Annotated in this window: 13 protein-coding genes; 6 read left to right on the forward strand and 7 right to left on the reverse strand. The window is 51.7% G+C overall.

From position 1 onward, the window contains the following. Positions 1-5: 5 nt before the first annotated feature. On the forward strand, positions 6-137 hold the full coding sequence (locus OIM03_02315; GenBank protein HJI73107.1) for a hypothetical protein: 132 nt from the start codon (positions 6-8) through the stop codon (positions 135-137). A gap of 287 nt (positions 138-424) precedes the next feature. Here OIM03_02315 and OIM03_02320 read toward each other — a convergent pair whose 3' ends face one another. Then, positions 425-1009, reverse strand: a complete 585-nt coding sequence (locus OIM03_02320) for a phosphatase PAP2 family protein (protein HJI73108.1) — start codon at positions 1007-1009, stop codon at positions 425-427. A gap of 189 nt (positions 1010-1198) precedes the next feature. Next, the gene (locus OIM03_02325) at positions 1199-1756 is read right to left on the reverse strand and encodes a phosphatase PAP2 family protein (protein HJI73109.1); all 558 of its coding nucleotides are present in this window, start codon (positions 1754-1756) and stop codon (positions 1199-1201) included. A gap of 77 nt (positions 1757-1833) precedes the next feature. On the opposite strand from OIM03_02325, the gene OIM03_02330 reads away from it, so the two are divergent. Together OIM03_02330 and OIM03_02335 are read left to right on the forward strand one after the other, a co-directional pair. Then, positions 1834-2160, forward strand: a complete 327-nt coding sequence (locus tag OIM03_02330) for a type II toxin-antitoxin system HicA family toxin (GenBank protein ID HJI73110.1) — start codon at positions 1834-1836, stop codon at positions 2158-2160. A 25-nt stretch (positions 2161-2185) separates the two neighbouring features. Next, positions 2186-2584: a type II toxin-antitoxin system HicB family antitoxin gene (locus tag OIM03_02335; protein ID HJI73111.1), complete on the forward strand. Its 399-nt coding sequence runs from the start codon at positions 2186-2188 to the stop codon at positions 2582-2584. 106 nt (positions 2585-2690) lie between these two features. On the opposite strand, the gene OIM03_02340 is transcribed toward OIM03_02335, so the two are convergent. Then, on the reverse strand, positions 2691-4139 hold the full coding sequence (locus tag OIM03_02340; GenBank protein HJI73112.1) for a TrkH family potassium uptake protein: 1449 nt from the start codon (positions 4137-4139) through the stop codon (positions 2691-2693). A 3-nt stretch (positions 4140-4142) separates the two neighbouring features. Continuing rightward, positions 4143-5492 carry a Trk system potassium transporter TrkA gene (gene trkA, locus OIM03_02345; protein HJI73113.1) on the reverse strand — a complete coding sequence of 450 codons (1350 nt, stop codon included), beginning with the start codon at positions 5490-5492 and terminating at the stop codon, positions 4143-4145. Positions 5493-6227: 735 nt separating this feature from the next. On the opposite strand from trkA, the gene OIM03_02350 reads away from it, so the two are divergent. After that, on the forward strand, positions 6228-7109 hold the full coding sequence (locus tag OIM03_02350) for a DMT family transporter (GenBank protein ID HJI73114.1): 882 nt from the start codon (positions 6228-6230) through the stop codon (positions 7107-7109). Between the two features lie 197 nt (positions 7110-7306). After that, positions 7307-8764: an ADP-ribosylglycohydrolase family protein gene (locus OIM03_02355; GenBank protein ID HJI73115.1), complete on the forward strand. Its 1458-nt coding sequence runs from the start codon at positions 7307-7309 to the stop codon at positions 8762-8764. Positions 8765-8999: 235 nt separating this feature from the next. Here OIM03_02355 and OIM03_02360 read toward each other — a convergent pair whose 3' ends face one another. Both OIM03_02360 and OIM03_02365 read right to left on the reverse strand, forming a co-directional pair. Then, a complete protein-coding gene (locus OIM03_02360; protein ID HJI73116.1) occupies positions 9000-9824 on the reverse strand; it encodes an aldo/keto reductase in 825 nt (274 codons plus the stop codon). 507 nt (positions 9825-10331) lie between these two features. Continuing rightward, positions 10332-11162 (reverse strand): aldo/keto reductase, encoded by an 831-nt coding sequence (locus OIM03_02365; protein HJI73117.1) that lies wholly within the window; start codon positions 11160-11162, stop codon positions 10332-10334. 391 nt (positions 11163-11553) lie between these two features. On the opposite strand from OIM03_02365, the gene OIM03_02370 reads away from it, so the two are divergent. After that, positions 11554-13125 (forward strand): IS3 family transposase, encoded by a 1572-nt coding sequence (locus OIM03_02370; GenBank protein HJI73118.1) that lies wholly within the window; start codon positions 11554-11556, stop codon positions 13123-13125. A gap of 270 nt (positions 13126-13395) precedes the next feature. Here the strand turns inward: OIM03_02370 and OIM03_02375 are convergent, their stop codons facing one another. Further along, positions 13396-14424: a YitT family protein gene (locus OIM03_02375; protein HJI73119.1), complete on the reverse strand. Its 1029-nt coding sequence runs from the start codon at positions 14422-14424 to the stop codon at positions 13396-13398. Positions 14425-14451 lie beyond the last annotated feature (27 nt).

The raw sequence follows: 14451 nt of genomic DNA on the forward strand, positions 1-14451 counted from the left end.
GGACCATGGGATGGATCCAGCCAGTTGATTCTTTCGGCCGTGTCCTGGGCGTGGGCGCGCCGGACAATTGGGAAGGCTTCTGCCTGCGGAAGGTGGTGCTGGCAGAGGTTAACGGCCTTCAAAATATTTGGCTGTGAAATGTATCAGCGAAAGAGAAGCGACCTGCGATATGGCGCCGCAGGCAGGTTCCAGGGAGGTGCTCCGGGGTATTCCGGATGATGCCTTATTCCTTTTAGGCTCCTTTGCTTTCGCCTGACTATAATATACATGGAATTTTTTTCATGAAATATAATAGATTTTAAAGTTTTTATGAAGTTTGAAATGAGTGTCAGGCGCAGGAGGAAAACGCATGAAAAAAGCCGAAAGAGACGGGATATTTTGTCTCTTTGCGGCTTCTTTTCATGAATTGGATGGTAGTGGAAATTCATGCACTTTCTGCCCGTTTCTTGTGAGCCGGACTTTGTGATTTCGCGCCCGGTTTTTTCTCCGTATACGTCATGAACTTTTCAGATGCCCAGGCGGTGAAATAACCGATCGCGGCGCCTCCGATGACGTCGCTCGGGTAGTGGACGCCTAGGTAAAGCCTCGAGAAGGCGATAAGCGTGGCGAGGGTGAGCGCAGGAATGCTGAATTTCTTCGGCATGTAATGGTAGAGGACGAAAGCAGCGGCAAAGGAAGCAGAGGAATGGCCGGATGGGAACGACCAGTCCGTCGGCTCATGGATGAGCGGCTGCAGGTCCGGATATGTGTCAAAGGGACGGGCTCTTTTGAAAATATGCTTCAGGATGCCGTTCGTCAGGATGAGGTTCATTGCCAGGGAAAGAAATGTGGCATACCCGACCTTCCTGTATTTCTTCGTGCAGATGAGGACGATGGCGAGGGCCAGCCAGATGAAGCCTGCATTTCCCAGGTCCGTCATGGATTCCAGGAAATCCGTCAGCTTCGGAGTGCGCATGAAGTCCTGAATCAGGTAAAGCGAGCCTATTTCAAAGTTATCAAAAGCAAACATCTGCCATCACCTCGTTTCATTATTTTAAGTATATCATGAGGTGCTTTCGGAAAACCTAATAAACGATAAAATTTTGTTTAAATATGGAAGGGTTTCCTGCATTGAAAAAAGGAGCTGTGAAGGTATCGTTTTCTTTCACAGTTCCTTTTTTCGGAGGGGTTGGAATTAATCATCTATGCGATAAAATGGTCACGCATGCTCGGCAGATTTCCTGCCGGGACGTTTGGCCATGATGGCGGTGACTTTGGTTCCTGTGTCTTTGCTGAAGAAGCCGGTGATCTTTTCAGAGAGCCATGCGGAGAAGTATCCGACGAATACGCCGGCGAAGACGTCGGTGGGATAGTGGACGCCGAGGTAAAGTCTCGAGAAGGAGATGAGCGCGGCGAGGATGAACATGACGATGGCAAATTTCTTCGGCAGGTAATGGTAGAGGACGAATGCAGCAGCGAAGGAGGCTGATGCATGGCCGGACGGGAAGGACCAGTCGGCCGGGCGGTGGATCAGGACCTGGAGGCCGCCGTAAGTGTCGAAGGGACGGGGACGCTGGACCAGGTGCTTCAGGATGCCGTTGGCAAGGATGACATTGATGACAAGCGCGAGGATTGTTGTGAGTCCTGCTTTTCTGTATTTCCTGATGGTCATCAGGAGAACGGCAAGGGCGATCCAGACATAGCCGTTATTCCCCAGGTCCGTCATGAATTCCAGAAAGCTCGTCAGGATAGGCGAGCGGAGGGAGTCCTGAATCAAGTACAGAGCTCCTATATCAAAATTGTTCAGTGCAAATATGGTAATCACCTCGATGAAATAAAGATACCATGAGGTGATTGACTGAATGCAAACAATTCCTAAAATTTTCTTTAATTCAGGCAATGAAATGTTTAAGCGCTTCAGGTAATGAGATTTCTATTCCGTCCATTTCAATACGTAATATTACGTGTTATAATATTGATAGTGAGGAAACTTATATGAAAACATCGGAGCTAATAAAACTTTTAAAAAAGGCAGGTTGCCGCTTGGAACGCAGTGGGGCTAATCATGACATATGGTATAGTCCGATAACAAATAAAAAATTTGAAGTGCCTCGCCATGGTGCGAAAGAATTAAAGACGGGGCTAGCATATGGAATTCTTAAGCAAGCCGGACTTAAATAATGGTTCCGGATAGGAGGTGTCTTTTATGAAATATAATTATCCAGCTGTTTTTCATGCTGAGCCGGAGGGCGGGTATACGATTTCCTTTCCGGATATAGAGGGCTGTCTTTCTCAGGGAGAAACGATTCAGGAATGCTGTGAGATGGCAGAGGATGCACTGACATTGATGCTTTGGGATATGGAAGAAAATCACATTCCAGCACCATCTCCGACGCCAATCAATGAGGTGCATAAAGAAAGCAAAGATGATATCGTCACTTTGGTCAAAGCGGATACACTGGCGTATCGGAGGAAGTACGATACAAAAGCCATCAAGAAGACGCTGAGCATCCCGCAGTGGCTTGATACGATGGCGCAGGAAAAAGGCGTCAATTTCTCAAACGTCCTCCAGCAGGCACTGATTAAAGAATTAAATATCCGGTAAGGCGGATATTTGCGTTCGTTGATCCTTTGATCAAATCTACGAACACAAAAAAGGGCTGTGATAAATGATTATCCATTTACCACAGCCCTTTTTAGTTTTGCTTTTCTTACCACCCGCTCTTTTTCCAGAAGGAAGGGATGAAGATGGCAAGGAGTGTGACGGATTCGAGTCTGCCGAAGAGCATGGAGAGGCAGACGATGAATTTGCTGAAGTCGGGGAGTGCCGAGTAGGTGCAGGTGGCTCCGAACTGGCCGAAGGCCGGACCTGCGTTGGACATGGTGGAGAAGGCGACTCCGATGGCGTCCATGAAGGCGACTCCGTCCATCATCAGGCATGCGGCCCAGAGTGTGGCAAGGGCCATGTAGATGAAGAAGAAGCAGAGGACGCGGAATATGGTGTCCTGGGAGTATCTTTCGTGGGATACGGTGACGTGGAGGACGGCTCTCGGGTGGATGTGGAGCTTCAGAATCGAGGTGAAGCTCTTCACGAGGAGGATGAGGCGGATGACTTTCAGACCGCCTGCGGTAGAACCTCCGCAGCCGCCCACGATAATAATGAGCAGGATGATGAATTTCGCAAAGGACGGCCACTGGTCGAAGTCCGCAGAAACGAAGCCTGTCGTCGAGGAGAGGGAGGCGGACTGGAAGAAGGTTTCACGAAGTGCTTCCACGAATCCGTAATTTCCCTGAAGGACTAAGGAAATCGTCATGAGGACTGTCGCCGCGAGGACGATGCCGATGTAGGTGCGGAATTCCATATCGCCCGTGATGGCGGAAAGGCCGTGTTTCCTTGCTTCGACGTAAATCCCGAAGTTGGCGCTCGAGATGATCATGAAGAAAGCGATGACGAGCTCAAGGACGGGGTTGTTGTAGTAAGCGATGCTGGCATCCTTCGTGGAGAAGCCGCCGGTCGCAATCGTCGAGAACGACGTGTCTATCGCATCAAGGAAGGTGAGGCCGCAGAGCATGTAGGCTAGAGCGGCGGCAATCGTGAAGATGAGGTAGACGGTGAAGAGGGCAGAGGCTGTCTCCTTGATCCTTGGAAGGGCTTTCGAGGAGGTGGGGCCGGTGCTTTCCGCATTGACCATCTTCGCACTGCCGCGCCCGATCTGCGGGAAGATGGCGACGAAGATGACGATGATGCCCAGGCCACCCAGCCAGTGCGTCATGGCGCGGAAGAAGAGGATGCTCTGCGGGACGGCGCCAAGGTCGTCGATGACGGTCGCGCCGGTGCCGGTGAGGCCGGAAATGCTTTCGACAAGGCCGTCCAGGGGGCCCAGTGTTCCGCTGAATATATAAGGCAGTGCGAAGAGGAGCGAGACGAAGAGCCAGGAGAGCGCGGTGATGGCCGTGCCTTCTCTGGGCGTCAGGCTGTTTTCCTGCGCGACGCCTCTTTTCTTGAGAACCACGCTTGCAAGACCCGCGACTACCATGGAGAAGATGAAGGCGAGGATCGGGCCTCCCATGATGAGGGAAATGGCCAGAGGCAGCGCCATCATGGCTCCGCTGACGAGCATGATGCGGGAGAGCATGGTGTAAATGACTTTAAGATTCATTGCTTAATCCCCGCCTTTGAAGAAGGAAAGGACGTCGGAGGCCTGGTCGGCTTCGACGATGACGATGGCCCTGTCTCCGGCATGGAGAGCGGAGCGGCCGTCCGGGATGAAGGCTTTGCCGTCACGGACATAAGTCCCGATGAGGCAGCCCTTCGGAAGCTCGACGTCCATCAGGCGGCGTCCGTCGAGCGGAGATCCTTCCTGCACGATGACTTCGACAGCCTGGACGCGCGCACCTTCGAGGAGGCTGACGCGTTCGATAGAGCCGCTTCGTACGAAGGAGAGGACTTCGCCGGCAGCCAGAAGCCTGGTCGCAAGGACGATGTCGACGCCGACCTGCTGCATGAGGGCGACGTACTCCGTGCGGACGACGCGGACGATGGTCTGGCGGGCACCGAGGTGCTTGGCCAGAAGTGCCATCATCATATTCAGACGCTCGTCGCTTGTGATGCAGATGACGATATCCGCATCCTCGACGCCTTCCTGCTTCAGCAGGTCGATGTCGGTCCCGTCACCGTAAAGGACGATGCCCTTCTTCAGACGGGAAGCGACGAGACGGCAGTGATCCCTGTCGTTATCAATGACTTTGACGGAAATGCCCTGCTCTTCCAGCATGGGGGCGAGAATCTGTCCCGTGCGGCCGGCCCCGATGATGAGAGCGCGGCGGATGCGGTGCTGGTAATTGGCGGCCCCGACATTCTGCGGAAGTTCGGTGACAGTTTCCGGATTTCCCAGGAAATAGACGTTATCGAGCGGCAGCAGCACATCATCGCCGTGAGGGATGATCATCCTGTGGTCGCGGAAAATCATGGCGATCAGGACAGACTGCGGCAGATGCAGATCTTTCAGCGGGATATGGAGAAGCGGGGAACGCGGTCCCAGTTTCGTTTCCATGAGGCGTACCTTGCCCTCTGCGAAGTCTTCGACATTCAGTGCTGAAGGCGTCATCAGGATGCGGTTGATTTCACGCGCGGTGATGAGCTCAGGACTCAAGAGAAGGTCGATGTCGAAATTTTCCCTGATATAGGACGGCGGTTCGGCGAGGAACTTCGGGTCCCTGATACGCGCGATGGTATGGGGGATGCCGTTCTTCTTGGCGAGGATGCAGGCGATGATATTCACTTCATCGATGGCGGTGACGGCGACGACGATATCCGTGCCTTTCATATCTTCGTCACGCATGAAAGACGGGCTCGTGCCGTCGGCATGGATCGTCAGTACGTCCAGCGCGTCGCGGATCGCATCCAGCTTCGATTCATCCGAATCGACGACGACGACGTCATACTGCTCGTTTGAAAGAAATTCCGCGATAATATAGCCCAGATGCCCCGCTCCGATAATAGCGATACGCATATAATTTGACTCCTTATGGCAGCCATTCTGGCTTGCTTTCTTATGGAAATGGAGGAGAAAGTCCCCTTAAATATTACTCCTTATTATACTACGAGCATACAATACTCTACTATGAGGTATGATAAACGGGCAGGAAAAATCCCCGTCGTGCGGGCGGCGGGGATTTTCCGGACTCTCCTTGGGTAAGAGTCCTATTTTGAATTGCCGGCGGATGGAGGGGATTTTTCCTTACTGTGTCACTACGATTCATTCAAGAGGCATATTTTCATACTACGATCAAATGAAAAAATCTTGAGAAGAACGAAAGCAGTGAAAACAATTAGAAGTACCGCAAATATTGGGGTATATGTGCAGACATTAGTAAGGGTCCGCCGGCCAAGTGCAGGAGACAGAGGGCTCTGCCTTTGCCTCTACCCACAGTATAGGCAGAATCGAAAACTGAGTCAAATGCAAAAAAGAAATAATGTTCTACATATTGAAAACATTTAATCATAGGTGCAGGAGAGGCTGCGGAAGAGAAAACAGGGGAAAACCGGCGAAAAATCCCTGCTTCACAGGAGCGCGGCGGTCCCTAAATAAATGGGAAGGGGTATCGAATTTGACGATTCCGCAAATGCGCGGGCGCCGTATTTCGGGATACTTTTTTCGGGAAAGGAAATTTTTCCATCCCTTTGCGGGTTTTTCAAAAATTATTTCCGTGCTACAATGATAAGACAAAATGAAAGAAGGGAGATCATGGCAAATTTATCCAGTCACGGCGTGCTGCTCGTCGCCGCGGGCTCCATTCTCTGGGGCTCCAGCGGCATCGCAGGACAGTATATTCTGCAGGGACAGGGCATATCTCCGGAGTGGCTGACATTCTTCCGCCTCTTCGTTGCCGGATCGATCCTCCTTCTTATTTCCCACCTGATGGGGAAGGACATTGTTTCCGTCTGGAAGAGCCCGGGCGAGAGGGCAAGGCTTCTCATCTTCGGCTGCCTCGGCATGCTGGGGACGCAGTACTGCTACTTCGCCTGCATCAAGCTCAGCAACGCAGCGGCCGCGACGGTCCTCGAATACATCATGCCGGTCCTCATCATCATGTGGTACTGCATGCGTGAAAAACGGCTTCCGCGGGGAAAGGAAGTCTTCTGCGCGGTCTTTGCCATCGTTGGTACGGTTCTCATCGCGACAGCCGGCGACCTGACATCTCTGGCGCTTCCTCCCGAAGCACTCTTCTGGGGCCTTCTTTCCGCTCTGGCCTGCGCGCTTTACACGATTTCCCCGGTCGGCCTCATCCTGAAATACAGTGCGCCCGTCGTCGTCGGCTGGGGCATGTTCCTCGGATCCCTTGTCCTTATGCCCGTGACGCTCATGACCACCTTCACCGGCGTCGTCGATACAAATACACTTTTGGCATTTGCCTACGTCGTCGTTTTCGGCACCATCCTTTCCTTCGTCTTCTACCTGGGCGGCGTCGCCTACGTCTCCCCGACAAGAGGAAGCATCATCTCGGCGCTCGAACCGGTTTCCTCCGTCATCTTTTCCTTCCTCCTCTTCAGCATGACATTCGGCATGTACGAGCTGGCAGGCATGGCGCTCATCATCATCGCGACTGTCGCCGCCGGCATCAAGTAGAGCTCTGAAACTATCTTCCCTGGTTTCGGGCTCTTTTTCATGCAGGAATGAGTCAAACAGGAGGTTATCAATTTCTTAAAAAATGCGGGAAAATATAGAAATAAACTAAGAGCCGCGGGCTCTTTTCCGTGCTATGATTAAGATGACATAGAGTGCAATCGGGATGCGGCAAACGCATCCTGGAAGGAGGCAGTGCGATGTACGGAGCAGCTTTGGGCGATATGATCGGCGCGCCTTATGAGTTCGACCGGGGCGAAAAGACGAAGGATTTCCCGCTTTTTACCGCGGAGTCGACCTACACCGATGATACCGTTATGACAGTCGCCGTGGCGGAAGCCCTGATGGATTCAGAAGGAGAAAGCGACAAGGAGATCCAGAAATGCATCGCCGAGACGATGCTGCGCTGGGGCCGGAAGTACCCCAAGGCAGGCTACAGCGCGCAGTATCTTCGCTGGCTCTTCAAGGATCACAAGCCCCTCGACGTCGATACCGTCGATGCGGCCATGAGCATCTCCTGCATCGGCTGGCTCTATGACACGATCGACGAGACAAGGAAAATGGCACGTCTCTCCGCCATGACGACGCACGTCAATCCGGACAGCATCCGCGGCGCTGACGCCGTCGCCTCCGTCGTCTACATGGCAAGGACAGGCTCGACGAAAGAGGAAATCAAGGACTACATCCAGAGGATTTTCGGCTATGACCTGAGCCGCAGCTGCGCAGAAATCCGCAAAACTTACGAGCACCAGGAATCCTGCAGGGAAACGGTTCCCCAAGCCATCACGGCATTCCTCGAATCCAGAAATTTTGAAGACGCTATCCGCACCGTCATTTCCTTAGGCGGCAATACCGACTCCACCGGAGCGATGACAGGTGCTATGGCATCGGCCTATTACATCATTCCCGTCGACCTCATTGCCGAATGCCGCCACCGCCTTCCCGAGGACATGCTCGAAGTCGTCGACCGCTTCGAGACACTTCTTGCACAGAAAAGAAGGAAATCCGCCGGACATGGCAGAGTCTTCCAGAAAATCACAAGGTACCTCGACGACCTGGACCGCCTGGGCGTAGGCACATGGGCCATCGCTGCCAGGAAAAAAGACGAGGATGCAGAAATCGAAGCATCCTACTCCGCTGCCGGCCAGAGCTTCATGAGGACTATCCAAGACTTCAAAGATGCCCATCCTGAACTGAAACTCGATGACTTCCGCGACATCCTCTGGGAATCCCACATCACATGGAGCGCGAAATCCATGAGCGAAGCCGAAGTCGGAAACCTCGACTCCCGCACCATCATGGCCCTTCTCGTCGCGGCTGTGGAAGCAGAGAAATCCTACGGCGGAAGCCTCACCGAATTCATGCGGAATGGCTCCGTCCGCCGCTGGCTCATCCGCCTCAAGAAACTCGACGACGACGGCCTCGGCGAAATCCAGGCGCCGAGAGTCATCCCCGAAAAGGAAATGGCAAGCCACGTCAACCACAAAGTACGCCTCTACCTATGGACAGGCGAAGATATCGCCGGCTTCTTCGGCGCTTACGTCAGCACAGAAGAAAGAGTAGGAAAAGGTGCCATCCTCTTCCGTCAGGACGGCCACGCAGGATACAGAGAAATCCGGGAAGACACCATCAAGAGAATCGAAGATCTGGAAGTGTAGGGAATATAAAAAGAGGCTGCAGGAATGTGCAATCATTTCTGCAGCCTCTTTTTGCGGTGGGATAAGATTAAAAGAATATCTAATGCAAGTGTACGGAGTCATAGGAAAACGGAAAACCATACAACCAGCCTTCGGCTGTCGGTAATCAACCCTATCCACCGCACGCGGTTCCCCTTCCCCGTCTGGGAAGGCAAGTGTTAGCGGCGCTCTCGAGAATGCACGCTCCTCGGCAGACTCACCACGGTGAGTCTGCGGGATCGGTGCTGGTGTATTCGTTGAGGGAGGCGATGGTTTCCATTTCCTTATCCGTCAGGGAGAAGTCCCAGATGTCCATGTTGCTCTGGATGTGGGCGGGATTCCTGCCTTTGGGAATGGTGATGAAGCCTTTCTGGATTTCCCAGCGGAGGGTGACCTGCGCGGCGGTCTTTCCATGGGATTTGGCGATTTCTTCAAGGACGGGATCCTTGGCAGCTCTTCCTTCGGCCAGAGGGGAATAGCATTCGATGGCGATGTTTCTTTCACTGTCTGCCTTGACGTTCCCGATCTGCTGGCGGTAGGGATGGAGCTCAATCTGATTGACGACGGGCGGGAGATGGCCGTGGATGAGGAGGTCGTCGATCTGGCGCGGGTTGAAGTTCGATACGCCGAGGTGCTTGATGAGGCCTTTGGCCGCGTATTCTTCCAGGACGTCCCACGTTTCTCTGTGATACTTCTCATTCGCTGCCGGCCAGTGGAGGCGCATGAGGTCGATCCAGCCGATGTCGAGCCTCTCAAGGCTCTTTTCAATCCACTGGCTCTGCGGGCGCTGGCTCATTTCACTCGGCGTGATTTTCGTTGTGACAAAGAGATCTTCCCTGTCGATGCCGCTCTTCCGGATGCCGCGGCCGACGGCTTCTTCATTGCCGTACATGGATGCAGTATCAATGAGACGATAGCCTGCTTTGATGGCTGTGTCCACAGCGTCTTCGGCATCGTCCCTGAGTGTCCATGTGCCAAAACCAAGCTGCGGGATCATCCCGCCGTCTGAAAGTGTGATGTAAGGTACCTTTGATTCGTTCATGAGAGCCTCCTTCAGTAATCATTTCTTTTATTATAAAAAGTGAAAGCAGACTTCAGTCAAGAGGAAAAGGAAAAAGGGGCTATACAAATGGATGCGTATTTCTACAGTCCCTTTTTCTATTGGAATATTCCATTAAAAGATTATCTAACACTTATATGCTTTGAGTTTATCTGAAAACCAAAAGGATGCTTCGCCTTTTCATAAACTGCACCTCTATCGCCCAGCATCAGAAAAATGATAGGCTGGGCACTTTCTCCTACGGAGACAGCTCGGCGATGAGAAACAAAAGAAATAAGCTCTTATTTGTTTTAAACTTATATAGCTGCCGCTCGTGGTAATCAACCCTTTTGAAAACCATAAAACCAAGGCTAGCGCCTTGAGGAAATGCAACTCATCCGTCGCCTCCGGCGACACCTTCCCTTCCAGGGCAAGGTCAAGGGCGCCCTTCCCCGTCTGGGAAGGCAAGTATTAGCGGCGCTCGGGGAAATGCGTATTCCTCGTCGGTTCTTACCACGGGCAGTTTTCGGGATCGTTCAGGGGATTGCAGCGTTTGTTTTCGTTGAGGGCGGTGATGGCTTTCATTTCTTCATCGGTCAGCTCGAAGTCGAAGATGTCCATGTTCTGTTGGATATGGACAGGGTTCCTGAATTTCGGGATGGTGATGAGACCTCTCTGGATTTCCCATCTGAGGGTGATCTGGGCGTTGTTCTTCTTGTGTGCTTCAGCGATTTTCGTGATGACGGGGTCTTTCATGACACGGCCCTGGGCGAGCGGGGACCAGCATTCTACGGCGACGCCTCTGTCATGGCATGCTTTGATGTTGGACTGCTGCGTGTTGTAAGGATGAATTTCCAGCTGGTCGACGACGGGACGGATCTTGGCGTAGGCGAGGAGGTCGTCTAAGTGATGCGGATGGAAATTGGAAACGCCGATGTGTTTGACGAGGCCCTTGTCGACGTATTCTTCCATCGTTTCCCAGGTTTCCTTATTGTGGTCGTCGATGGACCAGTGGATGAGCAGGAGGTCGATGTAGCCGCAGTCGAGTTTTTTGAGGCTTTCATCGATCCACTGTTTCTGCGGCGGATGACGCATGGCGTCCGGGGAAATCTTCGTGGTGAGGAAGATGTCTTCTCTCGGGATGCCGCTTTCGCGGATACCTTTGCCGACGAATTCTTCATTGCCATAGAGCTCTGCTGTATCGATCGAGCGGCAGCCGGCAGCAAGTGCCATCTTGACGACGTCGACAGCGTCTTCCTTCAGCGTCCATGTCCCGCAACCGAGCTGCGGGATTTTTCCGCCATCAGAAAGTGTGATATATGGGACTTTTGATTCAGTCATAATAATTCCTCCTTCTTGGTTGTAATATTGTAATAGCTTTTGTATTTATTATAGACCAAATTGAGAGGGATGGGGAAAGAATAGAAACTTGGCGAGGATGAGAAAACCGTACAACCTCGCTTCGCTCGACGAACTACAACTCATCCGTCGGCTCCGCCGACACCTTCCCTGAAGGGCAAGGTCAACACCATTAAACCAAGGCGTCGCCTTGTGGCAAATAAAAACCGTACAACCTCGCGATGCTCGTGGGAACTACATCTCATCCGAGAAATTTTTAAAAAGCAAAAATTTCCCACCTTTGGTATGATTCAACAAGAAAGACAGAATAATATCATAAATATATTAGGAGGTCATTCTTATGCCATGTAAAACCAAAGCGTCCCCGGAGGAAATGTTAGACCAGATTGCTTCATATCTCTATCAGGGTGTTACGATTACCCAGGCAGCTGAAAATCTTCATATGAGCCGCATAACATTCAGGAAATGGGTCCTCCGGTATAAAGAGGAGGGCTTTAAGGGATTGCGGCCCAGGCAGCATTTGTCTTACTACTCCAATCAGATGAAGATCCAGGCCGTAAAGGAATATCTTAAAGGCGGTGTTTCCATGCTTTCCGTCTGTGCCAAATACAGAATTTCCGGCACACTCTCCCTTAAAACATGGATTGAGGCGTATAATGAGCATAAGTTGACAGACCTCGTTTCTGAAGGAGGAGATCCTATGGGCAAACGCCAGCAATCGGTCAAGGAAGAGCGAGTCAGAATCGTTCAGGAGTGCATCGCCAGTGGATGCGATTATAACAAGATAGCCAAGAAGTACAACATGTCCTACCAAACGCTCTACACATGGGTAAAAAAGTTCAAGGAAATGGGCGAAGTTGGTCTTGAGGATTACAGAGGAAAGCCGATCAGGCTCCAAACGCCCCGGACCGAAGAAGAACAGCTGCGTCAGGAGAATGCCAGACTTCTTGAAGAACAGAAGGATCTTATAGCAGAGATTGCCCTGCTAAAAAAAAAAGATGGAGATAGAGGAAAGGTTGCGTTCCTCGAAGGATTCAGCCTTACTCACCTTCTCAGAGATTTTAAAGCCATAAAAGAAGTCCATGAAGAAACCAACATCTCCATAGAAAGTCTCTGCCAACTCTCAAAGGTCTCCCGGGCAGCTTATTACGGATGGCTGAATCATATTAAGAGCGGCCGTGAACTGCTGAGAGAAAAGGTCGCACAGGAGGTCATGAAAACCCATCAGGAATATCCGGATATGGGATACCGCCGGATTAACGATTGGATCAAGAAGGATGACAACATCAATATAAATGTAAGCGACAGTCTGGTTCTTCGTATCATGCGGATACTTAATATTAAGTCCGTGATCAAGTACAAGACCGATGGTTGCACTCGTAACGCAAAGGATCCAAAGTACATTTTTGAAAACCTGCTGAACCGTGACTTTGATGCCGGCGTGTCCAATGCAAGATGGATGACGGATGTCACTGAATTCAAGTACACAACTGCTGATGGAGTTTTGCACAAGTTATATTTAAGCGCGATTATTGACGGCCATGATCGCCGGATTGTCTCTTATGTCATCGGCGACAGGAACAATACTGCACTGGCTTTTGAGACAATGGAAAAGGCACTTAAAGAGAATCCTGGAGAACATCCAATGATTCATACCGACCGCGGATTCCAGTATACAAGCAACGGATTCCATAAGATTGTTGAAAAAGCAGGACTGGTTCACAGCATGTCCCGTGTAGGCTGCTGTGCAGACAACGGTCTGATGGAAGGGTTCTGGGGAATGCTGAAGCGCGAACGTTACTACACACGTAAATTCACCAGCCGTAAAGCAGTGGTAAGCATGATCAACGGCTACATCTACTTCTACAACAACAAACGCATTCAGCGCAAATTACATCTTTTAGCTCCAATGGAAGTATTCAACGCAGCTCCAATGGCTGCATGATTAAGATTAAAGTACGATTAGATTTTTTATGATATTTATTTGTCTGTATTAACAAATCCGCACCACCTTCTCCTCCCGGAGCAAGGTTAAGACCGGCCTACGGCCCTGAAAATCAAGACTCAGTACATCACAGTTAATAATATCGGTTCGCAACGATGCAGAAGGTTTTGACTTGCCTCACTTGGGAAGGCGAGTATTTCGCCCCGCTCGAAGAAGTCATCTTTTTTTCCTGCATCAAAAAACCGGAAGCTCGATGGCTTCCGGTGCGTTTTATTTCTGGTCGACTTTGGGTGGTGTTTGTTCGCCTTTGTAGGGATGGGCTTCTGCGTCCATTTCGAACTGCCACATGCGGGTGGGGACGACGTCGCCTTTTTCGTCGCAGGTGTAGCGGATGGACTGGGGGATGTTGCGGCCGGCGGAGAGGGGGCTGGTGAAGCCTCTTCCGATGACGTCGGTGGTGTTCATGAGGAAGACGAAGGCGTGCGGGTCGATGTCTTCTACGAGATGGCGGACGCGGGTGACCTGGGTGAGGTCGACGATGGCGAAGATGATTTTCTTGTCAGCGCCGGAGAATGCGCCCTGGCCGTAGAGGAGGGTCGCGCCGTGGTGGATGGTGCGCAGGATGGCGTCAGAGATTTCAAGCGGCTTGTCGGAGACGATGAAGGCTGCTTTTCTCTGAGCAAAACCGAGGACGATACGGCTGGCGAGGTTCGCATTGATATACATGCCGATCAGGGTGCAGATGGCTGGTTCCAGAGCGAAGATCCATGCACTGGCCATGACGATGATGAAATTCAGTGCGAAGACGACGTAGCCGATTTCCAGATTGTAGTACTTCTTGATGATGGCACCGATGACATCGAGGCCGCCGGTGTTGCTGTTGTAACGGTAAAGGATACCCATGGCGACGCCGATAACGACACCGCCGGAGATGGCAGCGACGATCGGGTCCTTGACGACATGGTAGTCAGCCAGGAAGGCCGTGAGGTCGATGAAAAGGGAGAGGAGAACGGTCCCGAGTATCGTGATGATGGTGTAAAATTTCCCCATGAATTTCAGGGAAAGGCCAAGGATTGGGAGGTTCAGAACAAGGTTCGTGACGCCGATCGGTATGCCGGTCAGGTAGTATATGATCATGGCGATACCTGTCAGCCCGCCAGCCAGGAACTGGTGCGGGACGAAGAAGGCATTGACGCCGACGGAATAAATGAAAGTGCCTAAAATCGTAATCGCTATAATGAAAGCGAGACGTTTCCAGAAGAGCGGTGTGCGGTATTCGGACATCGAAAGAGATGCCATTTTGGTTCCTTTCTGCAGGGCGCAAGA

This window comes from Veillonellaceae bacterium, assembly GCA_025992895.1.
Taxonomy (GTDB): domain Bacteria; phylum Bacillota; class Negativicutes; order Veillonellales; family Dialisteraceae; genus Dialister.